Source organism: Arthrobacter sp. ZGTC212, assembly GCF_002929255.1.
Lineage (GTDB): Bacteria > Actinomycetota > Actinomycetes > Actinomycetales > Micrococcaceae > Arthrobacter_B > Arthrobacter_B sunyaminii.
This window is the reverse complement of the sequence record NZ_PJIJ01000002.1, coordinates 869,974-892,155: the sequence shown is the minus strand read 5'-3', so window position 1 is coordinate 892,155 and position 22,182 is coordinate 869,974. Positions and strand designations below refer to the sequence as shown.

Below are 22,182 nucleotides of genomic sequence, written 5' to 3'. Positions count from 1 at the left end.
AAGATTCCAGAATGATCAAAGTGCCCGGCCGCTGATGCGGCCGGGCACTTTCATATTTCGACTTCATATTTCGACGCACCGGTAATTCTCGGTGATTTATTCCGACAGCCTTTTTTTAGCCCGGAGCGGGTGCCGTAGTTGCGGGCCCCATGGAAGTTTCGGGCGCCGTTGTGGGGACCGGCAAATTGTAGACAACAAGCCAGTAATCTCCGTCCGGCCCGTCCACTGTGATGGATGCCGGGGTTTGGTCCGGTGTGACGATGTGTTCGAAAGACGTCAGGACCGGCCAATTGCAGTTGTTGCTGCTGGAAGCGGTCACTGGGTTTGAGTCAGTATCCAGAACCTCGATGCTGTAGTCCCCGGGCTGGTTGCAGGTGAGGTACACGCTGAAGCTGGTCCCAGGTTCCATCGCGGGCAGATCGAAGGCGCTCCTCCCGGTGCCGGGTTCCTCGAGCACGAGGCTGGCGTTGAGAGGGCGTCCCTGGGGATTTTGCTGGAAGTAGCTCTCGAGACTGATGGGATTGTCCGCCCGGAACAGTGCCAGCATGGCGGGGTCGTTCGGGGCAGGAGGCTCCGTGCTTCCCGGGGGCAGTTCCACGCCGATGCTGCTCCGGCTGGACGTACGGGCTGAGGGGGAGGCCGTGGCGGTCTCCTCAGCAGTGGACGACGATGTGGCTGGTTTCGAGGAGGCGGCCTCGGGCTCCTCCTGGGCGCTGCACCCTGTCAGCACCAGGCCCAGCACCGCTGCGGGAAACAGGGCCTTCTGCATAAACGGCAAATCCGACGCTCTGCCCGGCCTTGCCTTAGTCCGTGATGGTCCATTGGCATTTCTGTTTCTGGTCATCTCCGCTACTTCCTTCCGAAGTAATCCGAAGAACGATAGTGGACCCGGATCCGTATGTAAAGGATTGGTAACGGACGGCTGCTGTCATAAACCCGTGGAAACAATTCCCGGCTCAGTATTTCCGGTGCCGACACATTTTTCCGGTCAGGCGAATTCGGGAACACCCAGACGGCGAAACGCTGAACCGTGGAATATCAGGGGCTCGTGGGCATCCTCGTGTGAGGCATGGCCGTGCACTCGTAGCAGCACCACCTGATGGTCCCCGGCCGGAACCTCATTTTCCACAGAGCACTCAAGCCAGAGGGCGGCCCGGTCCAGGAACAATGATCCGGACTCATCCGTGTGCAGATCCAGTCCGGCGAAGCGGTCTCCGGCCCTGGACGCAATCTGTTTGCAGACGCCCTCGTGATCAGAACCCAGAATCGACACGCCGATCCGGGCCGAGCCCCGCAGCACCGGCCACGTGCGGGACGTGTTCTGCACGGCAAACATCACCAGCGGCGGATCCATGGAAACGCCCACCGTGAAGGAAGAAGCAACCAGGCCCTGCGGCTCGCCGTCAATGACCGCGCACAGGGCGGCAACGCCGGACGGAAAACGGGAGAACGCCCGCCGCAATGCAGCGGGTTGAAGGTCGGTCAAAAGTGCCATGCTCAAAAGATCCTCTGCCTCAGGCGCCCGGCAACCCGATACGTCGGTAGCGAAGCGCGGTACTTGCCGGGCCGGTTGGAAACCGGGCGGCCGAATCGTCACCTGGAGCACCCCGCTACGGCGAGAGGGTTGCCGTCCAGCCGGCCAGGGCCCGTGGCTGGAACTCTTGATTCCTGCTCCAACGTAGGCCGGGCAGTTCCGGGACACAAACCCCCGCCACAGTTCGTAAACTCCGCTTCATAAAAGTCATGGGAATGAAGGGATACAGTGTGAAGAATGAGACAGCGGTGGTTTAAGCAGGTGGACGTTTTCGGCAGCGAACCGTATTTGGGCAACCCGCTGGCGGTGGTGCTCGAAGCGGAAGGGCTGACGGATGCCGAGATGGCCTCCTTTGCCCGGTGGACCAACCTTTCCGAGACCACCTTCGTCCTGCCGCCCACTGTGGACGGGGCCGATTACCGGGTCCGGATCTTCACCCCGGGCGGGGAGATTCCCTTCGCCGGACACCCTACGCTGGGCACATGCCACGCCTGGCTGGAGACCGGGGCCAAGCGCCGGTACCCCGACGTCGTCGTACAGGAATGCGGCATAGGACTCGTGACGCTGCACGCCAATGCCGGGATCGCGGCGTTTGCCGCTCCGCCCCTGCTGCGCTCCGGTGAGCTGGAGGACGATGTCCTGGACCAGGCCCGGAAGGCACTGGGCCTGGAACCGGAGCAAATCCTCGCCTCCAACTGGATCGACAACGGACCCGGCTGGCTGGGACTGCTGCTCCCGGACGCCGCAACCGTCCTGGCGCTGAACCCGAATCCCGTGATCATGGGCAACCTGCGCGTGGGCGTCATTGGCGCGCAGCCGGCGGACGCGGAAACAGACTTTGAAGTGCGCGCCTTCGTACCGGGTCTCGGTATTGCAGAGGATCCGGTCACCGGCAGCCTCAACGCCGGACTCGCCCAGTGGCTGATCGGAGCCTCATTGGCACCGGAACGCTACGTCGTCACCCAGGGCACTGCCGTCCAGCGCTCCGGCCGGGTCCGGGTCTTCACCCGGGACCGCAAAATCTGGGTGGGCGGTTCCACGGTCACCTGCATTGACGGCACCGTCACGCTGTAAACCGGGCACCATGTTCACCCTAAACTCGCTCACACTTCCGGTTATCGGTGCGCCCATGGCCGGAGGGCCTTCCACCCCGGAGCTGGCTGCCGCAGTGGGGGAGACCGGCGGGCTCGGCTTCCTGGCCGCCGGTTACAAGAGCGCCGGATCCGTGGCGGACCAGATCAGCCAGCTGCGCAGGCTGAGCGGCCGGCCCTTTGGCCTGAACCTCTTCGTTCCGGATGCTGCCAACACCTACCCGGTTGCCGCGCAGGATCAGGCGGCGGGGAAGGCCGCAGCCCAGGCCCGGAGAATCGAAGCGGCACGGACCTTCCGTAAGCACCTGGTCGCAGCAGCAGGACAGGCTCCCGCCGGAACCACAGTCCCCGAACCCGGGATGCCGGACCCCAGCGACGACGACGCCTGGCAGGCCAAGCTGGAACTGGTCCTGCGGGAGCGGGTCCCGGTAGTGTCCTTCACCTTCGGATTGCCGGAACCGGCGGTCTTTGCCGAGCTCGCCGCGCAGGGAATCTGCAGCATGGTGACGGTCACTGATGTCGGCGAGGCACGCGCGGCGGCAGCTGCCGGAGCGAACATCCTGTGCGTGCAGGGCCCGGAAGCCGGCGGACACCGGGGAACCCTGGACAGCGGGAAGGTCCCCGGGGAGGTGGCGCTGACGGACCTGCTGGACCAGGTTCGAGAAGCCTGCCCGCTCCCGTTGGTAGCCGCGGGAGGGATTTCCACCCCGGAGGACGCGTCCGCAGCTCTGGCCGCCGGGGCAGGTGCCGTCCAAGTGGGAACACTGCTGCTGCTCAGCGACGAAGCCGGGACCAGCAAGGTACACCGCGGCGGGTTGATGGATGCCGTGCAGGGGCGCAGGGATCCTGACACTTCGCTGACCCGGGCTTTCTCCGGCCGTCCGGCGAGGGGGCTGATCAATGACTTCATGCGTGCCTATCCGGATGCCCCGGACGCTTACCCGTACATCAACCACATCACCGGCCCGCTCCGGGCCGACGCCGCGGCGGCAGGCAATCCGGAAGGAGTCAGCCTGTGGGCCGGCACAGGGTTCCGGCATGCCGCTGAAGGTCCGGCGCCGGTGATCCTCCGTCGCCTGTTCGGGCTGGCCGACTGAGGCCGGGCCCGTCGCGGGACAGCACGGGGTTTGGTATCAGAACGGGTCAGGGCACCGTAATTCGGATGAAAACGGAGCAGGCATCCTTAGCAGCCTGAGCCAGCACCGCCAGTTTGGGGTCCTGAACATCGAGCGGACGCAGCCGGGTCAGGTTGCTCCACCGCGCGAAAATCTTCTGCCGCGCCAGCACCTCGGTCAGCTGACGGTCTCCGCCGAACACCAGATACTCCGGCCGATGTTCGGTGAAAATGCGGGCGGCCTGCTCGGCTGCGGTCTCCACCAGCGCGTCGGCCTGATTGGCCCGACGCCGCGCAAAACGCTGCTGCGATCCGCCGCCCGCGGCAGTGCGCGACTGCACATAGCGGTTGCCGGTTTTGGACGCGAGCAGCCGGCCCTCCCGGGCAACACCCGCGGCGTATCCGCCGCGGCGCAGCAGCACAATCCCGAGCGTCCGCGACTGGCCGGCCAAGGAGACCAGACGTTCGACGTCGTCGCCCCCTCTCCCCGGACGTCCGTCGTCAGGCCACGGCGCCAACAGGTCGGCTTCGGTGCCGTTGGCGGCGGACACATGAAGGCCTCCGTGTTCGGGGGTGATGTCCAGCGGTCCGGCCCCGGCGGCCAGACGGTCCAGCCAGCCCGGCAGCCGCTGCGCGGAAACGAAGGTGTTGCGTGTGGCAGGCATATCCGGATTCTCCTGGTGAAACTGCCCACGGAAGGCGGACAGCAGCCGGCATCCGCCGGGCAAACTCCTACGCTACGGCACGAGTAGCCTAGTGAGGTGAGTGATTTGTTCAGCAGCGACAGCGACAGCGACACCTCCGACACGGACGGCGACGGCGCGGGATTCGGTGCCGGCACGGACGACGGCGCCCCCAAGCGTCCGCGCAGCCCGTTGGCGGTGCGGATGCGGCCGCGCACCCTTGATGAAGTAGTGGGCCAGCAGCATCTGCTCGGGCCGGGATCTCCGCTGCGCACTTTGGCTGAGTCCGCCGATGACCGCGGTCCGGCCGGTCCGTCTTCGGTCATGCTGTGGGGTCCTCCCGGAACCGGGAAAACCACCCTGGCCCATGTGGTGGCACGCGGCTCCGGCCGAAAGTTCGTCGAGCTCTCCGCCATCACCGCAGGCGTGAAAGACGTACGGCGCGTCATGGAAGAGGCCCTCACCAACCGGGACCTGCACCGCATCACCACCGTATTGTTCCTGGACGAGATTCACCGGTTCAACAAGGCCCAGCAGGACGCGCTGCTGCCCGGGGTGGAAAACCGCTGGGTGGTCCTCGTGGCGGCCACCACGGAGAACCCCTCCTTCTCCGTCGTGTCGCCCCTGCTGTCCCGGTCCCTGCTCCTAACCCTGAAACCGCTCACCGAAGAGGACATTGCCGCACTGCTGCAGCGGGCCGTGACGGATGAGCGGGGCCTGGCCGGCCGGGTCCGCCTCAGCGACGAAGCCCTGGAGCATCTGGTGCGCCTGGCTGCCGGGGACGCCCGCCGCGGCCTGACCGCGCTGGAAGCTGCCGCCGGCGTCGCCTACTCCGAACGCACCGAGGGTGAGGACGTCCCCGAGGTCACCCTGAGCGACGCAGAGAAAGCACTGGATGTGGCGGCCCTGCGCTATGACCGCGCCGGAGACCAGCACTATGACGTCACCAGTGCCTTCATCAAATCCCTGCGCGGCTCCGATGTGGACGCCGCCCTGCACTACCTGGCCAAGATGCTGGAAGCGGGGGAGGACCCGCGCTTTATTTCACGCCGGCTGATGATTTCCGCGGCCGAAGACGTGGGCATGGCGGATCCCACCGCGCTGCAGACCGCCGTCGCCGCCGCCCAGGCAGTGCAGATGATCGGCATGCCGGAGGGCCGGATCATCCTGGCCGAAGCCGTGGTGCACATTGCCACCGCGCCCAAATCCAATGCCGCGTACAACGGGATCAACGCGGCCATAGCCGACGTGCGCGCCGGCCGGGGGCAGGGCATCCCGGCGCATCTGCGGGACGCGCACTACCCGGGCGCAAAGCAGCTCGGGCACGGCAAAGGCTACATTTACTCCCACGACGAACCGCACGGCGTAGCCCGGCAGCAGTACCCGCCGGATGACCTGGTGGGCCGGAACTACTACGAGCCGACGGCCAACGGGGTTGAACGCGACATTGCGGCCCGGCTTCAGCGGCTGCGGGGCATCGTTCGCGGAACGTAAAAACGGCGGCTTCGGCTGGCCGGGCCGGGGAACGGTGCGTCCGCGTCCCCGTGCTAGCATTGATGGTTGACTGGCAAGTGCGACGCCGAACCCCCTTTCCGCTTTTACCGGCGGAAAGTTGTGCCCGGCGCCGTGTCTGTAGCAGAAGGCAGCGGTTGGCCCGAGCTCTCCCTAATGGAGGCCAGTACTTACGTATCAGTCATCTCGGTATCCCGGTGCAAACCAGGGCTGCGGTGGCCAAACCGCCAAAACAGTGAAAGGTGAACGTGGCTAACAACACACGTGCACGCCGTCAGGCCCGCGCTTCGCGCGCCCTCGGCATTGCTTTGACCCCCAAGGCAGCCAAGTACTTCGAGCGTCGTCCTTACCCCCCGGGTGAGCACGGCCGCGCACGCCGCAAGCAGGACAGCGACTACGCTGTACGTCTGCGCGAAAAGCAGCGTCTGCGCGCCCAGTACGGCATCCGCGAAGCACAGATGACCCGTGTCTTCGAGGAAGCCCGCCGCACCGCCGGTCTGACCGGTGAAAACCTGATCGAGCTGCTCGAGATGCGTCTTGACGCCCTCGTGCTGCGCGCCGGCTTTGCCCGCACGATCGCCCAGGCCCGCCAGCTTGTTGTGCACCGCCACATCATGGTTGACGGCGCCCGCGTGGACCGCCCGTCGTTCCGCGTTTCCGAAGGCCAGCTCATCCATGTGCACCAGCGCAGCGAGACCATGACGCCGTTCCAGGTTGCCGCTGCCGGCGCCCACCGCGACGTCCTGCCCGCCGTTCCGGGTTACCTGGATGTTTCCCTGGACAAGCTGCAGGCACGCCTTGTGCGTCGCCCGAAGCGCTCGGAAGTTCCCGTGACCTGCGAAGAGCAGCTCGTCGTGGAATACTACGCACGCTAATTTCGAGTCTTCTCGAATTTTCTGGACAGCCCGCGGCCCCGTGCCGCGGGCTGTTCGGTTAACCGGCCCCTTTCGGCGGCTGTTCCCCCTCAGGAATCAGTAAGTCCCGCCGGGGACAAGTAAGTGCTGCGGCCTTGAAGTGGGTAAGGTACATAGCGGAAGTTTTTAGTTTTCAATCCAAGAGGAGAACCATGTCGGGTGGAGATATTGCCGGTCTGATTGCGGCCGGTGTGTTTGCGGTGCTGGTGGTGCTGCTGGCCGTCCCGATCTGGAAGCTCGGCAAGGTGTTTGATGAGCTGCGCGGTGCAATCCGCACCATCAGCGACGAAACCACGCCGCTGATCGAAGAAGTCACCACCACCGTGTCCACCACCAACCTGCAGCTGCAGAAGGTGGACGGCATTTCCTCCAACGTCTCGGATGCCACAGCCAACATCTCTGCGCTGTCCTCCCTGGTTGCTGCCACCGTGGGATCGCCGCTGATCAAGGTGTCAGCCTTCAGCTACGGCGTCCGTTCGGCCCTTTCCTCACGCGGCGCCAAGAGCCGCGGCCGCCGCAGCCGCTAACCAGCCACCAGCACAGGAGCAAAGAGAATGATCAAGCGAGTCTTTTGGATGTCCATCGGTGTCACCATCGGGGTCATCGCTGTCCGCCGCCTCTCGGACGCCAAGAACACCCTGGGTCCGGCCGGACTCAACCGGGCCGTCGGCACCGCTGCCGACGCCCTGCAGAACTTCGCCGATGCGTTCCGTGAAGGCATGACTGAACGCGAAGGTGACCTCCGCACCGCCCTGGGCATGGAAACCGGCGACACCGTTGCCGACACCATGGCCGCCGTGCGCCGCTGATCCACTACTGGCCAGCACCGTCTGGCACTGCCTGCGCGCAGCTCAAAGCTGCGCACGCCTGAATTACCGGAAGGGTAAAAAGCACCATGAAGTCCCACGAGATTGCACGCCGCTGGCTGGATTTTTTCAGCAAAAAGGGCCACACGGTGGTTCCCTCCGCGTCGCTCGTCACCAATGATCCGTCGCTGCTGTTCACCGTGGCCGGCATGGTGCCCTTCATTCCGTACCTGACTGCACGCGAAAAGCCCCCGTACAGCCGGGCCACCAGCGTGCAGAAGTGCATCCGCACCGCGGACATCGAAGAAGTGGGCAAGACCGCACGCCACGGCACCTTTTTCCAGATGGCCGGCAACTTCTCCTTCGGCGACTACTTCAAGGAAGACGCCATCACCTTCGCGTGGGAGCTGCTGACCTCCGACGTCGAGAAGGGCGGCTTCGGCCTGGACCCCGAGCGTCTCTGGGTCACCGTCTATGAGGACGGCGACGAGCGCGACGACGAAGCGCGCGCCATCTGGCGCGACAAGATCGGCATCCCGAACGAGCGCATCATCGGCACCGGCAAGGCCGACAACTACTGGAACACCGGACAGGCCGGCCCCGGCGGTCCCTGCTCCGAGATCTACTACGACCGCGGCCCGGCTTACGGCCTCGAGGGCGGCCCCGCCGTCGACGAAACCCGCTACATCGAGATCTGGAACCTGGTCTTCATGCAGTATCAGCTCTCCGCTGTGCGCTCCAAGACGGACTTTGACGTTGCCGGCGAACTGCCGCAGAAGAACATCGACACCGGTCTCGGACTCGAGCGCCTCGCCATGATCCTGCAGGGCGTGGAGAACATGTACGAGACCGACCAGGTCCGCCCCGTCCTGGACAAGGCAGCCGAACTCTCCGGCAAGACCTACACCTCCGCCGAAGACCCCTCGGACCCGCACCACGCCGACGACGTCAAGCTGCGCGTCGTAGCGGACCACGTACGTTCCGCGCTGATGCTCATCTCCGACGGCGTCAGCCCCTCCAACGAAGGCCGCGGCTACGTGCTGCGCCGCTTGATCCGCCGTGCCGTGCGCAGCATGCGCCTGCTGGGAGTGGAAACCGCCGTCCTGCCCGAGCTGCTGCCCGTCTCCCGGGATGCCATGAAGGGCACCTACCCCGAAGTGGAAACGGACTTTGCGCGCATCAGCCGCATTGCCTACGCCGAGGAAAAGGCCTTCCTGCGCACCATCGCCTCCGGCACCGAGCGCTTGGAGGAAGCGGTCAAGATTTCGCAGGCCGCCAACAAGCCGCTGTCCGGCGAAGACGCCTTCACCCTGCACGACACCTACGGTTTCCCGATCGACCTGACGCTGGAAATGGCCGAGGAAGCCGGGCTGAAGGTGGACGAGGCCGGATTCCGTTCCCTCATGCAGGAACAGCGCCAGCGGGCCCAGGCGGACGCCCGCGGCAAGAAGCACGGCCACGACGACGTCTCGGTGTTCAACGAACTCCTCGCCGCCGGACAAACTGTTTTCACCGGCTATGACGAGCTGACCAGCGAATCCTCGGTCCGCGGCATCATCTCCGCAGGCTCACGGGTACCGTACGCCGGCCAGGGCACTGAAATCTCCCTGGTCCTCAACGAGACCCCGTTCTACGCCGAAGCCGGCGGCCAGGCCGCCGACACGGGCCTCATCACCGGAGACGGCTTTGTCCTCGAGGTGCAGGACGTCCAGCGCCCGGTCAAGGGACTGAGCGTGCACAAGGCCATTGTCCGCGAAGGCGAAATTGCCGAAGGCGCCAACGTCCTCGCCGCCGTCGACGCCCAGCGCCGCCATGAAGCCGAGCAGGCGCACTCCGGCACGCACATTGTGCACGCCGCTCTGCACCAGATCCTCGGCCCGGAGGCCCTGCAGCGCGGTTCCTTCAACAAGGCCGGCTACCTGCGCTTCGACTTCTCCTGGGGTGAAGGACTCTCCGACGCCGCGAAGTCCGAAATCGAAGAAGTGTCCAACCTCGCGATCCGCAGCAACTACCAGGTTGAGACCAAGATCATGTCCCTCGCCGAGGCCAAGGCCCTGGGCGCCACCGCACTGTTCGGTGAAGCCTACGGCGACACCGTGCGTGTGGTGGAAATGAACGGCGACTGGTCCCGCGAACTCTGCGGCGGCACCCACGTGGCCTCGACGTCGCGTATCGGCAGCCTCACCCTCCTGGGCGAGCAGTCCGTAGGATCCGGCAACCGCCGCGTGGAAGCCTTTGTGGGCATGGATGCCTTCCGCCACCTCGCCGCCGAGCGCGCCCTGGTGAACGAGCTCTCCGAAATGCTCAAGGTGCCCTCCGCCCAGCTGCCGGACCGGCTGGCTGCCACCCTGGCCAAGCTGAAGTCCACTGAGAAGGAACTGGAACGGCTGCGCCGCGAGCAGCTGGCTGCTTCCGCCGCCGCACTGGTCTCCACCGCGGTCGACGTCGACGGCGTCCGTGTCCTGATTCACGACGCCGGCACCGGGGCAGGTGCCGATGACCTTCGCACCCTGGCGCTGGACCTGAGGTCCCGGCTCGGCAGCGGTGCTGCCGTCGTTGCCGTTGCCGGAGTCTCCAACTCCCGCCCCGTGGTGATTGTTGCCACCAACGAGGAGGCCCGCGCAGCCGGAGTGAAGGCAGGCGCCCTGGTCAAGACAGCCGCCGGCATCCTCGGCGGCGGCGGGGGCGGCAAGGACGATGTAGCGCAGGGCGGCGGTTCCGACGCTTCCAAGCTGGATGCTGCACTCACCGCCGTCAAGGCAGCCGTAGCCAACCGGGGCTAAAAATGGCACCGCAGGATTATCCCCGGGGAGTCAAGCTCGGGGTGGATGTCGGCCAGGTCCGGGTGGGCCTGGCCGTCAGCGACCCGGACGGAACGCTGGCTATGCCGGTGAAGACGCTCAAACGGGATGCAAAGAAGAACAGCGATATTCGGGTTGTTGTCCGCGAGGCGGCCGACCGCGGCGCAGTACAGGTGTTTGTGGGCCTTCCGCGAAGCATGAGGGGCACCGACACCGCGTCCACCGTGATGGCACGGGATTACGCTCAGGCGCTGCTCACCGAGCTGGAGCGCAGCGGACTGGCCGTTCCCGTGTCCCTGGTGGATGAGCGGCTCACCACGGTGTCTGCCCACCGCTCTCTGCATGAAGCTGGCTTGAACAGCAGGGAACACCGTAGAGTGGTTGATCAAGCAGCCGCTGTAGCAATTCTGCAGCACGCCATTGACATGCAGCGTTCCCTTGAACGCGATGTGGGGGAGCCGGTCACAATCTGCCGGCAGGAGCGCCATCTTGGCGCGCTGCCGGCCCCGACACAGGAGCCAACTATTTCCCAGGACAACTTGCGCGGAAACGGGTCTGCGCTGTGAGCCACAGGTATCCGGACTATCCAGCCATGGGCACGGAACCGGAGTATGAACCCACCGCACACCACGAGACGGGCTACGTGCCGGAATCGGAGGTCCCTGTGGCCGTCCTCTTCGCTGAAGAGTCCGAGACCCGCAGGAGCCGCCGCCCGTCACGTGAAAAGCAGCGCCGCAGGCGCCGCCGCACCATTGTCATGCTGGTCGTCCTGGTGTTCTTTGCCGGTGTGGTCTTCGGCCTCACCCTGTTCCTGCGGGATCTGCTGGGCATGAACGAGATCAAGGATTACGAAGGGGCCGGAACCGGCAGCGTTAGCTTTACCGTTGCCGAAGGCGACGGTCCGATGGTCATTGGAAACAAGCTGGAGGCCGCAGACATCGTTGCCACCTCCAAGGAGTTTGTCGGTACCTTCCAGACGGAGTCTGACGGCCGGGAAATCCAGCCCGGTTCCTATGAGATGAAGCAGCAGATGTCCTCTTCCGCAGCACTTGAAGCCCTGCTGGGCGAGCAGGGTGCAGCAGTGCACTACGCCGCAGTGGCCCGTGACCTGCGTCAGGGTGAAGTCTTTGAAATCCTCAGCACTTCGACCGGCATCCCCCTGGCCGAATTCGAAGCGCTGGCGAAAAACCCGCAGGCTTTCGGCCTCCCCGCCGAGGCCGTGAGCCTGGAAGGCTACCTGCACCCGGGCGAATACCGCTTCCCGCTGGACCAGGATGCAACTTCGATTGTCACCGAAATGGTGAACAACACGTTCACCACACTGGAGGACGCCGGCATCACCGATCCGGCCGAGCAGTACCGGATCCTGACCAAGGCCAGCATCATCCAGGCCGAAGCCGGCGAAGCCGACTACGCCAAGGTTGCCGGTGCCATTCAGAACCGGCTGCGGGAAGACAATGTGGAAACCTCGGGGCTGATCCAGTCCGATGCGACGGTGACCTATGGTTTGAACCGCAAGAGCTACGACCTCACGCCCGAGGAAAAGGCCGACAAGTCCAACCCGTACAACACGTACGCCAACCCGGGGCTGCCCGTAGGGCCGATCGGGTCCCCGAGCACGGAGGCCGTCGAGGCGGCCGCCAACCCCGCCGACGTGCCGTTCTACTACTGGGTCACTGTCAACCTGGACACCGGCCAGACAGAGTTCTCCTCCACGCTGGCCGAGCACGCCAAGTACGTAGCCGAATACCAGGAATGGTGCGCCACGCAGAAGCCGGGCAGGTGCGGGTAGTTGACGCACACCGCCCGGCGGGCCGCCGTCCTCGGGCATCCGGTCGGTCATTCAAAATCGCCGCTCCTGCACCGCGCAGCCTACGAATATCTGGGCTTCCGCTGTACGTATGACGCCGTGGATGTTCCCGAAGAACACGCCGCCGCTTTCGCGGCAGCGCTTCGGGAGGACAAGCCGGCGGACCCGCAGTGGGCCGGGCTGTCCGTAACGATGCCGCTGAAGGCGGCACTGCTGCCCGCCATGGATCGGCTGACCCCCATGGCCTCGGCCCTGGGGGTGCTGAACACCGTCACCTTCGAGTACACGGATGACGGTGTTCAGCTGACCGGGCACAACACCGATGTCGCCGGAATCGTGCGTGCCCTGCAGCATGCCGGTTCCCGGCCCCGGCCCCGGATCGCTGTCCTGGGTGCCGGCGGCACCGCCTGCGCGGCGGTAGCCGCCGCCGGGCAGCTCGACGCCGCCGAGGTCAGGGTCTATGCGCGGAGTTTCCGCAAGTCGGCAGACGGTACGGCCGGCGTCCAGGCGGCCGGCAGCCGCACCGGTACGCCCGTTGCCCTCCACCCCTGGGAAGAGGCGGCAGCTGCCTGCGCAGCCGCCGACGTCGTCATCTCCACGCTGCCCCCGCGGGCTGCCGATTCGCTGGCGGACGCGGTTGCCGCACAAGCGGGGGACCGGACCGGATCCGTGCTCCTGGACGTGGCCTATGATCCCTGGCCCAGCCGCATCGCGCAGGCCTGGGATGAGGCCGGCGGACGGATTGTTCCGGGTCAGGAGATGCTGCTGTACCAGGCGGTGGAACAGGTTCGGCTTTTCACCGGTGACAAGTTCCGCGATGAAGCCGCCGTCATAAACGTGATGTGTGACGCAGTGGGAGCACCGCGGCGCTGAACGCACGCACCGGACATGGCAGTATTGAAGGCATGTTGCGATGGTTGACCGCCGGTGAGTCCCATGGACCTGCGCTGGTAGGAATAGTTGAGGGCGTCCCCGCGGGCGTCGAAGTCGATAGCTCCATGATCCAGGAGGCGCTGGCGCGCCGGCGGCTGGGTTACGGCCGCGGCGCCCGGATGAAGTTTGAACAGGACCAGGTGCGCCTTCTCGGCGGAGTACGCCACGGCCTCACCCAGGGCGGACCCGTGGCCATTGAAGTGGGCAACACCGAATGGCCCAAATGGCAGCAGGTCATGTCCCCGGATCCGGTGGACCCCGCACTGCTGGCCGAGCAGGCCCGCAACGCCCCGCTGACCCGCCCGCGCCCCGGCCACGCAGACTTCACCGGCATGCAGAAGTACGGTTTCGATGAAGCCCGTCCCGTGCTGGAGCGGGCCAGCGCCCGGGAAACGGCCGCGCGTGTGGCGCTGGGCGCCGTCGCTTCCTCCTTCCTGAAATCCCTGGGCATTGAACTGGTCTCCCACACCGTGAGCATTGCCGGTGTTGCCAGCCCCGAAGGCTCTGCGCTGCCCGAACCCGCCGACGTTGCCGCACTGGATGCCGACCCGCTGCGCTGCTTCGACGCGGAAACCTCGGCGGCCATGGTTGCCGAAGTCGATGCCGCCCACAAGGACGGCGAAACCCTCGGCGGCGTGGTGGAAGTTCTGGCGTACGGACTGCCGCCCGGGCTGGGCAGCTACGTGCACTGGGACCGGCGCCTGGACGCCCGCATCGCCGGAGCCCTGATGGGCATCCAGGCCATCAAGGGCGTCGAGATCGGCGACGGCTTCCTCACGGCTGCGCGCCGCGGGTCAGCTGCCCATGACGAAATCCTGCAGGACGAAAACGGGCGGGTCATCCGCTCCGGTAACCGCGCCGGCGGCATCGAAGGCGGCATGAGCATCGGCGAGGTCCTGCGCGTCCGCGCGGCCATGAAGCCGATTGCCACCGTGCCGCACGCCCTGCAGACCGTTGACGTCAGCACCGGCGAACCGGCACGTGCCCACCACCAGCGCTCCGATGTATGTGCCGTTCCGGCAGCAGGCGTGGTGGCCGAGGCCATGGTGGCGCTCGTGCTCGCAGAAGCCGTGACGGAGAAGTTCGGCGGGGACTCGGTGGCCGAAACGGCCCGGAACCTGCGGACCTACCTCGAGAACATTCCGAGCGCCCTGGAATCGGCTGGCACCAGTGTCCGGCAGTCCTGACCGCTCTGCCCTTTCCAACTCTGCCGGTTCAAGGACCGCCGGCCGGCTGAAACCTGCGGCGCATATTGTCCTGATCGGGTTCATGGCGGCAGGAAAGTCGGTGGTGGGGCGTGAGCTGGCTGCCCGGCACCGGCTGAAATTCACGGATACGGACCAGCTGGTGGCGGACTCGCACGGTCCGATTCCGGAAATCTTTGCGGCGCGCGGCGAGTGCGGATTCCGCGAACTTGAAGCCCGCAGCGTCGCCGCAGCGCTGGCGGACAAGACTCCCGGCGTCATTTCGCTGGGCGGAGGCGCGGTGCTGGACACCGGCACCCAGCAGCTGCTGCGCCGCGCCACCGTAGTGTTTTTGGACACGGACCTGGAAACGGTCCTGCCCCGCATTATCCGTTCCGGAAACCGCCCGATGCTCGCCGGAGATCCCGTGCGCCGCTGGGAGGAACTGGCGAAAACCCGCCGTCCGGTCTACGAATCCCTGGCCGACTTCACCATCGACACCCGGGGACTTGCCGTCCCGGCCGTTATCGACCGGCTGACAACCATCCTCAATGAAGGAGCTTAATCACATGGCCTCCGATCCCACCGTTATCCCGGTGACCGGCGAAAGCCCCGCAAGCAATTACGACGTCGTCATCGGCAACGGTCTGCTCGACCGCCTCCCGGCCATGCTGGGGGAGCGGGTGCGCCGGGTACTGGTCATCCACCCGCGGGCCCTGCGCGCCACCGGAGACACGGTGCGGGACGAACTTGCCGCCACCGGCCTGACTGCCGTGACCGCCGAGATCCCCGACGCCGAAGAGGGCAAGCACATCCAGGTGGCTTCGTTCTGCTGGCAGGTACTGGGCCAGAACGACTTCACCCGTTCGGACGCCATTGTTGCGGTGGGCGGCGGCGCTGTCACCGATCTGGCCGGCTTTGTGGCAGCCACCTGGCTGCGCGGCATCAAGGTGGTGCATATCCCCACGTCCCTGCTGGGCATGGTGGACGCGGCAGTGGGCGGCAAAACCGCCATCAACACTGCCGAGGGCAAGAACCTCGTGGGATCCTTCCACCCGCCCGCAGGTGTGCTCGCGGACCTGGATGCGCTGGCCACCCTGCCCAAAAACGAGCTCCTCAGCGGCATGGCCGAGGTCATCAAATGCGGTTTCATCGCAGACCCCGCCATCCTGGACCTCGTGGAGGGAAATCCGGACGCCGTGGGCGACGGCGCCTCCGACGTGGTGCGCGAACTCGTGGAGCGTTCCGTTGCGGTCAAGGCTGAAATTGTCTCTGCCGACCTGCGCGAAGCCGGACGCCGTGAGTTCCTGAACTACGGCCACACCCTGGGCCACTCCATCGAACTGGCCGAACGCTACCAGTGGCGCCACGGCGCCGCAGTCTCCGTGGGACTGGTCTTCGCCGCCGAACTGGGCCGGACTGTCGGCAGGCTCGACGACGCCACCGCGGACCGGCACAAAACGATTCTCGAGTCCCTGGGACTGCCTGTCACGTACCGGAAGGACCGCTGGTCGGCTCTGCTGGACGGCATGCGGCGGGACAAGAAGTCCCGCGGCGACCTGCTGCGGTTTGTGGTCCTGGACGGGCTGGCCAAGCCCTCCATGCTGGAAGTTCCGGACACCTCGCTGCTGTTTGCCGCGTACCAGGAGATCGCTTCCGAGCCGCAGGGCGGGATCCGGCTCAGCCTGTAGGTCTCCGGAGCGGGTAGAATGGTCGACGGACTTAAAACGAAACCTGGCGAATCAACGAAAGAGAAACTGTGGCGACGACCAACGACATCAAGAACGGCACCGTGCTGAAGCTTGAAGGCAACCTTTGGAGCATCATCGAGTTCCAGCACGTGAAGCCGGGCAAGGGTGGTGCGTTTGTCCGTACCAAGATGCGTAACGTGCGTTCAGGCAAGGTAGTGGACAAGACCTTCAACGCCGGCATCAAGATCGAAACGGCCACCGTTGACCGCCGGGATTACCAGTACCTGTACCAGGACGGCGAAGACTACGTCTTCATGGACACCTCGGATTACGATCAGCTGACCGTGCCGGGCACCATCGTGGGCGACAATGCCAACTTCATGCTCGAATCCATGATGGTGACCATCGCCATCCACGAGGGTTCCCCGCTGTACATCGAGCTGCCCCCGTCCGTGGTCCTAGAAATCACGTACACGGAACCGGGCCTGCAGGGTGACCGCTCCACCGGCGGCACCAAGCCCGCCACCGTGGAAACCGGTTACGAGATCCAGGTTCCGCTGTTCCTGGAACAGGGCACCAAGGTAAAGGTAGACACCCGCACCGGCGATTATTTGGGACGCGTTAACGAGTGAGTGCACGCACTAAGGCCCGCACCCGGGCACTGGAAGTTCTGTTTGAAGCTGAACAGCGTTCAGCATCGGCTTTTGACATGATCAAGGCCCGCAGGGAACAGACCGATCAGACGATCAACCCCTACACCATGGATTTGGTGGAGGGTGTGGTCTCCATGCAGGAGACCATCGACGAGTTCCTGAGCACCTATTCTCAGGGCTGGCCGCTGGAACGGATGCCGTCCGTGGACCGCATCATCCTGCGCATCGGCGCCTGGGAACTGCTGTACAACGACGACGTGCCGGACAAGGTGGCGATCAGCGAAGCCGTTGAGCTTGCCAAGACCCTGTCCACGGACGAGTCACCGTCCTTCGTCAACGGACTGCTGAGCCGGCTTCACCAGCTGAAGCCCTCGCTGCTGGCCTAAACCGCCGGCAACAAACAGCTCCTGCAGGGCGCTGTGACAGCAACAGCCCGCCGCGGCCTCCCCTAGGGGTGAGCCGTGGCGGGCTTTTTGCTGCCGTCGGCGGCGCGGTTCCTGCCTGTTAGACCAGCCCCCGGGCCGTACCGGCCGAGCGGGCCAGCATCATTGACCGGGTGCGGGTGATGTCCTGCAGCAGGGTCCGCTCGGTTGCCTGGTTGGCGGCCACATCGCGGCCGGCAGCAATCTGCTGGCGGGTCAGTGCAAGGCGCGTGGCCTCGGCAATGAAGGTCTTCATGATGCGGCGGGCTCCAAACCTGCCCGCCCAAGCCATCGCCTGGTGCCTGCCGGCGCGGGTGGAGAGCATCAGCACCTCCTGGGGCGTGAACCAGCCCGCGGCTGCATACTCGCCCAGCCGCTGCCGGGTGAGCCGCTGCTCGGCACGGCGCAGCAGGAGGACTCCCGTGACGGCCAGCCCAAACAGCGGCACCTGCAGCAGGAAGTAGAAGGCGAAGAAATCTCCCGAGACCAGTGCCGTGCCGCCGTTCCAGAACATGTGGCCCACGATGGCGGCCAAAAGGCCCAGGAAAAAGGCGCCAGCGATCCGGGCGGTGCCGCCGCGCCGGACAGCGAACCCCAGGGCCAGTCCGATGGCGGAGGTGAACAATACGTGCGCAAAGGGGGAGAACAGCCCCCGAAGCACAAAGACAAACCCCAGCTGCGCTCCGAACCCGCCGCTGGTGATCAGCGCCGACCCGAAGTACAGAATGTTTTCGGTGAAGGCAAAACCCGCTGCCACCGTTCCTGCATACACCACGCCGTCCACCGGCCCGTCAAAATGGCTGCGCCGCACAAACACCAGAATCAGCACGCCCAGTCCCTTGGCGATTTCCTCCACGACCGGAGCTTCGAGGACAGGGCCGATAAACTCCGGTGCGAACCCGGGCAGGAGCGCGTAGAACAGCCGGGCTACGTAGGGGCCCGCAAGCAGGGCGATGCCCACTGACACTCCGGCGCCCCAGAGGAATGCAAACAGCAGTGCCGAGCGCGGTTCCGGCTCCCACCGGTCCACCCAGCGCAGCCCCAGCAGACAAATTCCCAGGGGTACCAGCGCCAGGATGCCGCAGAGCGCAAAGGCGGCAGTACCCAGCTGCCACCACAGGAACCAGGCAACCGCCAGCAGTGCCACCGACGCGCCCACGGTCAGCAGGACGGTGACGGCGGTTCCCTTGCCTGTCTTCGGCGGCGCGGACCACAGCGGCTGCACGGGCACCGGTCCGGCACCCGGCGGTTTCACCTTGGCAGGCTGCAGGAAACCAGCCTGCGGGGTCACCGGAACCCGGTCCCGGGCGGGGAAGTCCTCGGGGCCGCGGCTGGTCATAAAGTTGCGCCTGTCATATGCCAACCATAAAAGGAAAAGTTCCCGCAGTGGCGACATTCGGCGTGGATAGGGGGGTCGCCGGAGCCTCTCGCCGAGCACAGGCGCCCTGCCGGGTCCGCTGCGGCGGCCGTAACAGACGGAGACACACTGAGTGCCCTCCCCGCCCACCGTGATAGCTTGATCAGGCATTCACCCTTTAAATTCCGTCCTGTGAGGCGGGGAAGGAGGAGGCAGAATATGGACTTGTCCAACCCGCCGGGCGCATCCGCACCCGCACGCACCGTTCTGGCTTCAGCTGATATTGACCGCGCGCTTACCCGGATTGCACATGAAATCCTGGAAGCCAACAAAGGCGCCGCAGACCTCGTCTTAATGGGGATCCCGCGCCGGGGCTACCCGCTCGCCCGCCGGCTCGCCGCTCGAATCGCCGCCGCGGATCCGTCAGTGGATCCCGCCGCCATCGTAGGGCAGCTTGACGTCACCATGTTCCGTGACGATCTGGCCCGCCAACCCACCCGCACCCCGCACGCCACCGAAGTTCCGCTCTCCGGAATCGATGACAAAGTGGTGGTCCTCGTTGATGACGTCCTCTATTCCGGCCGCACCATCCGCGCCGCGCTGGACGCCCTCACGGACCTCGGAAGGCCCCGCATTGTCCGGCTCGCCGTCCTTGTGGACCGGGGCCACCGCGAACTGCCCATCCGCGCGGACCACGTGGGCAAGAACCTGCCCACTGCCTCCACGGAGAAGGTCCGCGTGCACCTGCACGAAACCGATTCCCCGGCCGTAGACGAAGTGGTTATCGAGGGCACCCTGTGAAGCACCTGCTCTCTACCCGGGACCTCAGCCGCACCGACGCCCTGGCCATCCTCGACACCGCTGAACAAATGGCGGCTGTCTCCCAGCGCGAGGTCAAGAAACTGCCCGTGCTGCGCGGACGCACGGTGGTGAATCTGTTCTTCGAAGATTCCACCCGCACCCGCATCTCCTTTGAAGCCGCGGCAAAGCGCCTTTCCGCCGATGTCATCAACTTCTCCGCGAAGGGATCCTCCGTCTCCAAGGGTGAATCCCTGAAAGACACTGCACAGACCCTCGCCGCCATCGGTGCCGACGCCGTCGTGATCCGCCACGGTTCCTCCGGCGCGCCGGCCCGCCTGGCCGGCTCCGGATGGATTGACGCCGCCGTGCTGAACGCCGGCGACGGCACGCATGAGCACCCCACCCAGGCCCTGCTGGACGCGTTCACCATGCGCCGGCACTGGGCGCGGCTGCACGGGACGGCGTCCACAGGCACCGACCTCACCGGGATGCACGTGGTCATTGTGGGCGATGTGCTGCACTCCCGGGTTGCCCGCTCCGATCTGTGGCTGCTGCGCACCCTGGGCGCATCGGTGACGCTGGTGGCTCCGCCCACGCTGCTGCCGTTCGGCGTCGAATCCTGGCCGTGCGAGATCAGCTATGACCTGGACGAGGCCCTGGAAACCGGCCCCGACGCAGTCATGATGCTGCGTGTCCAGGGCGAACGCATGAACTCCGCGTTTTTCCCCTCCGTCCGCGAGTACTCGCGGCGCTGGGGGTTTGACGACGTCCGGCTCGGCCGCCTGGACACCCTCGGCCTGACGGACACCATCCTCCTGCACCCGGGCCCGATGAACCGCGGCCTGGAGATCTCCTCCCGAGCAGCCGATTCGCCGCGGGCCACCATCCTGGAACAGGTCAGCAACGGCGTGTCCGTGCGCATGGCCGCCCTCTACCTTCTGCTGGCCGGGGAGAACACCCCCGCCGCTCCCGCCACCCTGGAGAACGCATAGTGACAACGCCCCCCGAACCGAAAACATATCTGATCCGCAACGCTTCCCTGCTCGGCAGGGAAACCGCCGATCTTCTGATCTCCAACGGCCTGATCTCCGCCGTCGGACCCGCTCTCGAAGCGCCGGAAGGCGCCGTCGTCATTGAGGCCGAAGGCCTGATTGCACTGCCCGGCATGGTTGACCTGCACACCCACCTGCGTGAGCCCGGCCGCGAAGACGCCGAAACCGTCGAAACCGGCACCCGGGCCGCCGCTCTTGGCGGATTTACCGCCGTCCACGCGATGGCCAACTCCAATCCGGTGGCGGACACCGCCGGCGTGGTGGAGCAGGTCTGGAGCCTGGGCCGCCGGTCCGGCTGGGTGGATGTGCGTCCGGTGGGCGCCGTGACCGTGGGCCTGGAGGGGGAGCGGCTGGCCGAGCTTGGCGCCATGGCCGACTCCCGCGCACGGGTCCGCGTCTTTTCCGATGACGGCAAGTGCGTCTCGGATCCGGTGCTGATGCGCCGCGCGCTGGAATACGTGAAAGCGTTCGACGGCGTCATCGCCCAGCACGCGCAGGAGCCCCGCCTGACCGAGGGTGCGCAGATGAACGAGGGTGAGGTCAGCGCCGTCCTGGGGCTGGCCGGCTGGCCCGCCGTGGCGGAGGAGTCCATCATTGCCCGCGACGTGCTGCTGGCCCGTCACACCGGCTCCCGGCTGCACGTCTGCCACGTCTCCACCGCCGGTTCCGTGGAGATCATCCGCTGGGCCAAGGAGCGCGGCATCAAGGTCACCGCCGAAGCAACCCCGCACCACCTGCTGCTCACCGACGACCTGGTCCGCAGCTATGACCCGGTGTACAAGGTCAACCCGCCGCTGCGCACTGCAGCCGACGTCGAGGCACTGCGCCGTGGCCTGGCCGACGGCACCATCGACATCGTGGGCACCGACCACGCCCCGCACCCCTCCGAACACAAGGAATGCGAGTGGGCGCAGGCCGCCATGGGCATGACGGGGCTGGAAACCGCACTCTCCGTGGTCCAGCACGCCATGATCGAGACCGGACTGATGGACTGGGAAGGCTTCGCCCGCGTGACTTCCCTCACTCCTGCTGCCATCGGCGGCGTGCAAACCCAGGGCCGGCCGCTGGCAGCCGGGGAACCGGCCAACGTCATATTGGTGGACCCGTCTGCGCGACGCACCGTGGACCCTTCTAAGATGGCTTCAAAGGGACGCAACTCACCGTTTGCCGGGCTGGAACTGCCCGGCGTTGTGCAGGCAACCTTCTTCGCCGGCCACCCTACGGTCCTGAATGCCGACCTCAACACACCTCACCCCGTTTCCGCAGAGGAGTCCGCATGGATCGCGTGATATTTGCCCTGGGCACGCTTGCCCTGATCCTGGTGCTCCTGGGTCTTTTCGCCTGGAGCTGGCGCGGACGCCAGCAGCGCCAGCAAAACGTGCAGCGGCCGGTGCCGATGCCCGACGGCCTCGAAGTTCCCCGGTTCCAGGCACTGGGCCAGTACGTCTGCACCACCACAGCAGGGGACTGGCTGGACCGGATCGCCGTCTACGGCCTGGGCGTGAAGTCCAACGCCACCGCCGCCGTCTTCGATGAAGGCGTGCTGCTGGTGCGCAGCGGCGCTCCCGACGTCTGGATTCCGCGAGAGGACCTCGAAGGGGTCCGCCTGGAACGGGGCATGGCCGGAAAATTCGTGGAAAAGGAAGGCCTGGTCATCATCACCTGGAAGCTGGGTTCCGCCTCCGTGGACACGGGCTTCCGCAACCGCACCCCCGAAGAGAAGACACCGCTGGTATCAGCGATCACCGAACTCCTGCCGGCTGAGCCGTCAGAAACAAGCGAGGAACAACTGTGACCGTCCCCACCACCTCATCCACCGCAGCT

General features: G+C 65.9%; 23 protein-coding genes and 1 riboswitch. Of the genes, 19 read left to right on the top strand and 4 right to left on the bottom strand.

What is annotated here, in order from left to right:
* Positions 1-115: 115 nt before the first annotated feature.
* Together CXQ89_RS10780 and CXQ89_RS10775 are read right to left on the bottom strand one after the other, a co-directional pair.
* Positions 116-769 (bottom strand): hypothetical protein, encoded by a 654-nt coding sequence (locus tag CXQ89_RS10780; RefSeq protein ID WP_104161216.1) that lies wholly within the window; start codon positions 767-769, stop codon positions 116-118.
* A gap of 219 nt (positions 770-988) precedes the next feature.
* Positions 989-1,495 carry a flavin reductase family protein gene (locus tag CXQ89_RS10775; protein WP_104161215.1) on the bottom strand — a complete coding sequence of 169 codons (507 nt, stop codon included), beginning with the start codon at positions 1,493-1,495 and terminating at the stop codon, positions 989-991.
* Positions 1,496-1,549: 54 nt separating this feature from the next.
* Positions 1,550-1,667: riboswitch (SAM riboswitch) on the bottom strand.
* A gap of 104 nt (positions 1,668-1,771) precedes the next feature.
* Between CXQ89_RS10775 and CXQ89_RS10770 the strand changes: the two genes are divergently transcribed.
* Together CXQ89_RS10770 and CXQ89_RS10765 are read left to right on the top strand one after the other, a co-directional pair.
* A complete protein-coding gene (locus CXQ89_RS10770; RefSeq protein WP_104161214.1) occupies positions 1,772-2,608 on the top strand; it encodes a PhzF family phenazine biosynthesis protein in 837 nt (278 codons plus the stop codon).
* A 10-nt stretch (positions 2,609-2,618) separates the two neighbouring features.
* A complete protein-coding gene (locus CXQ89_RS10765; protein ID WP_104161213.1) occupies positions 2,619-3,722 on the top strand; it encodes a nitronate monooxygenase in 1,104 nt (367 codons plus the stop codon).
* A gap of 46 nt (positions 3,723-3,768) precedes the next feature.
* On the opposite strand, the gene CXQ89_RS10760 is transcribed toward CXQ89_RS10765, so the two are convergent.
* On the bottom strand, positions 3,769-4,404 hold the full coding sequence (locus tag CXQ89_RS10760; protein ID WP_104161212.1) for an acVLRF1 family peptidyl-tRNA hydrolase: 636 nt from the start codon (positions 4,402-4,404) through the stop codon (positions 3,769-3,771).
* A gap of 96 nt (positions 4,405-4,500) precedes the next feature.
* On the opposite strand from CXQ89_RS10760, the gene CXQ89_RS10755 reads away from it, so the two are divergent.
* From CXQ89_RS10755 to nusB, 13 genes are all read left to right on the top strand, one after another.
* Entirely contained in the window at positions 4,501-5,916 is a 1,416-nt protein-coding gene (locus tag CXQ89_RS10755) for a replication-associated recombination protein A (RefSeq protein WP_237688581.1), read from the top strand.
* 266 nt (positions 5,917-6,182) lie between these two features.
* Complete coding sequence (gene rpsD / locus CXQ89_RS10750; protein WP_104054795.1) at positions 6,183-6,809, top strand: 30S ribosomal protein S4; 627 nt, start codon at positions 6,183-6,185, stop codon at positions 6,807-6,809.
* A gap of 191 nt (positions 6,810-7,000) precedes the next feature.
* Complete coding sequence (locus tag CXQ89_RS10745) at positions 7,001-7,375, top strand: DUF948 domain-containing protein (RefSeq protein ID WP_104054040.1); 375 nt, start codon at positions 7,001-7,003, stop codon at positions 7,373-7,375.
* Positions 7,376-7,402: 27 nt separating this feature from the next.
* Entirely contained in the window at positions 7,403-7,657 is a 255-nt protein-coding gene (locus CXQ89_RS10740; protein WP_237685176.1) for a hypothetical protein, read from the top strand.
* 86 nt (positions 7,658-7,743) lie between these two features.
* Positions 7,744-10,437, top strand: coding sequence for an alanine--tRNA ligase (gene alaS / locus CXQ89_RS10735; protein ID WP_104161211.1), 2,694 nt, complete (start codon positions 7,744-7,746; stop codon positions 10,435-10,437).
* A gap of 2 nt (positions 10,438-10,439) precedes the next feature.
* Positions 10,440-11,021, top strand: coding sequence for a Holliday junction resolvase RuvX (ruvX, locus tag CXQ89_RS10730; protein ID WP_104161210.1), 582 nt, complete (start codon positions 10,440-10,442; stop codon positions 11,019-11,021).
* A 26-nt stretch (positions 11,022-11,047) separates the two neighbouring features.
* A complete protein-coding gene (gene mltG, locus CXQ89_RS10725; RefSeq protein ID WP_181032295.1) occupies positions 11,048-12,247 on the top strand; it encodes an endolytic transglycosylase MltG in 1,200 nt (399 codons plus the stop codon).
* Positions 12,248-13,138, top strand: a complete 891-nt coding sequence (locus CXQ89_RS10720) for a shikimate dehydrogenase (RefSeq protein WP_104161208.1) — start codon at positions 12,248-12,250, stop codon at positions 13,136-13,138. It begins immediately after the preceding gene.
* 32 nt (positions 13,139-13,170) lie between these two features.
* A complete protein-coding gene (gene aroC / locus CXQ89_RS10715; RefSeq protein WP_104161207.1) occupies positions 13,171-14,385 on the top strand; it encodes a chorismate synthase in 1,215 nt (404 codons plus the stop codon).
* On the top strand, positions 14,369-14,947 hold the full coding sequence (locus tag CXQ89_RS10710; protein WP_237688580.1) for a shikimate kinase: 579 nt from the start codon (positions 14,369-14,371) through the stop codon (positions 14,945-14,947). The genes aroC and CXQ89_RS10710 overlap by 17 nt, the downstream gene beginning before the upstream one ends.
* A gap of 4 nt (positions 14,948-14,951) precedes the next feature.
* A complete protein-coding gene (aroB, locus tag CXQ89_RS10705) occupies positions 14,952-16,073 on the top strand; it encodes a 3-dehydroquinate synthase (RefSeq protein ID WP_104103784.1) in 1,122 nt (373 codons plus the stop codon).
* A gap of 68 nt (positions 16,074-16,141) precedes the next feature.
* A complete protein-coding gene (efp, locus tag CXQ89_RS10700; RefSeq protein ID WP_104054047.1) occupies positions 16,142-16,705 on the top strand; it encodes an elongation factor P in 564 nt (187 codons plus the stop codon).
* Complete coding sequence (nusB, locus tag CXQ89_RS10695; RefSeq protein ID WP_104054048.1) at positions 16,702-17,112, top strand: transcription antitermination factor NusB; 411 nt, start codon at positions 16,702-16,704, stop codon at positions 17,110-17,112. The genes efp and nusB overlap by 4 nt, the downstream gene beginning before the upstream one ends.
* Positions 17,113-17,230: 118 nt before the next feature.
* On the opposite strand, the gene CXQ89_RS10690 is transcribed toward nusB, so the two are convergent.
* The gene (locus CXQ89_RS10690; RefSeq protein WP_181032294.1) at positions 17,231-18,487 is read right to left on the bottom strand and encodes a PrsW family intramembrane metalloprotease; all 1,257 of its coding nucleotides are present in this window, start codon (positions 18,485-18,487) and stop codon (positions 17,231-17,233) included.
* Between the two features lie 237 nt (positions 18,488-18,724).
* On the opposite strand from CXQ89_RS10690, the gene pyrR reads away from it, so the two are divergent.
* Genes pyrR through CXQ89_RS10670 form a run of 4 tightly spaced genes read left to right on the top strand, consistent with a single transcriptional unit; the run spans position 18,725 to position 22,153 of the window.
* On the top strand, positions 18,725-19,306 hold the full coding sequence (gene pyrR / locus CXQ89_RS10685) for a bifunctional pyr operon transcriptional regulator/uracil phosphoribosyltransferase PyrR (RefSeq protein WP_104054050.1): 582 nt from the start codon (positions 18,725-18,727) through the stop codon (positions 19,304-19,306).
* Entirely contained in the window at positions 19,303-20,298 is a 996-nt protein-coding gene (locus CXQ89_RS10680) for an aspartate carbamoyltransferase catalytic subunit (RefSeq protein ID WP_104054051.1), read from the top strand. The genes pyrR and CXQ89_RS10680 overlap by 4 nt, the downstream gene beginning before the upstream one ends.
* The gene (locus tag CXQ89_RS10675) at positions 20,298-21,647 is read left to right on the top strand and encodes a dihydroorotase (protein WP_104054052.1); all 1,350 of its coding nucleotides are present in this window, start codon (positions 20,298-20,300) and stop codon (positions 21,645-21,647) included. The genes CXQ89_RS10680 and CXQ89_RS10675 overlap by 1 nt, the downstream gene beginning before the upstream one ends.
* The gene (locus CXQ89_RS10670) at positions 21,635-22,153 is read left to right on the top strand and encodes a hypothetical protein (RefSeq protein WP_104054053.1); all 519 of its coding nucleotides are present in this window, start codon (positions 21,635-21,637) and stop codon (positions 22,151-22,153) included. The genes CXQ89_RS10675 and CXQ89_RS10670 overlap by 13 nt, the downstream gene beginning before the upstream one ends.
* The last annotated feature ends 29 nt before the right edge of the window (positions 22,154-22,182 follow it).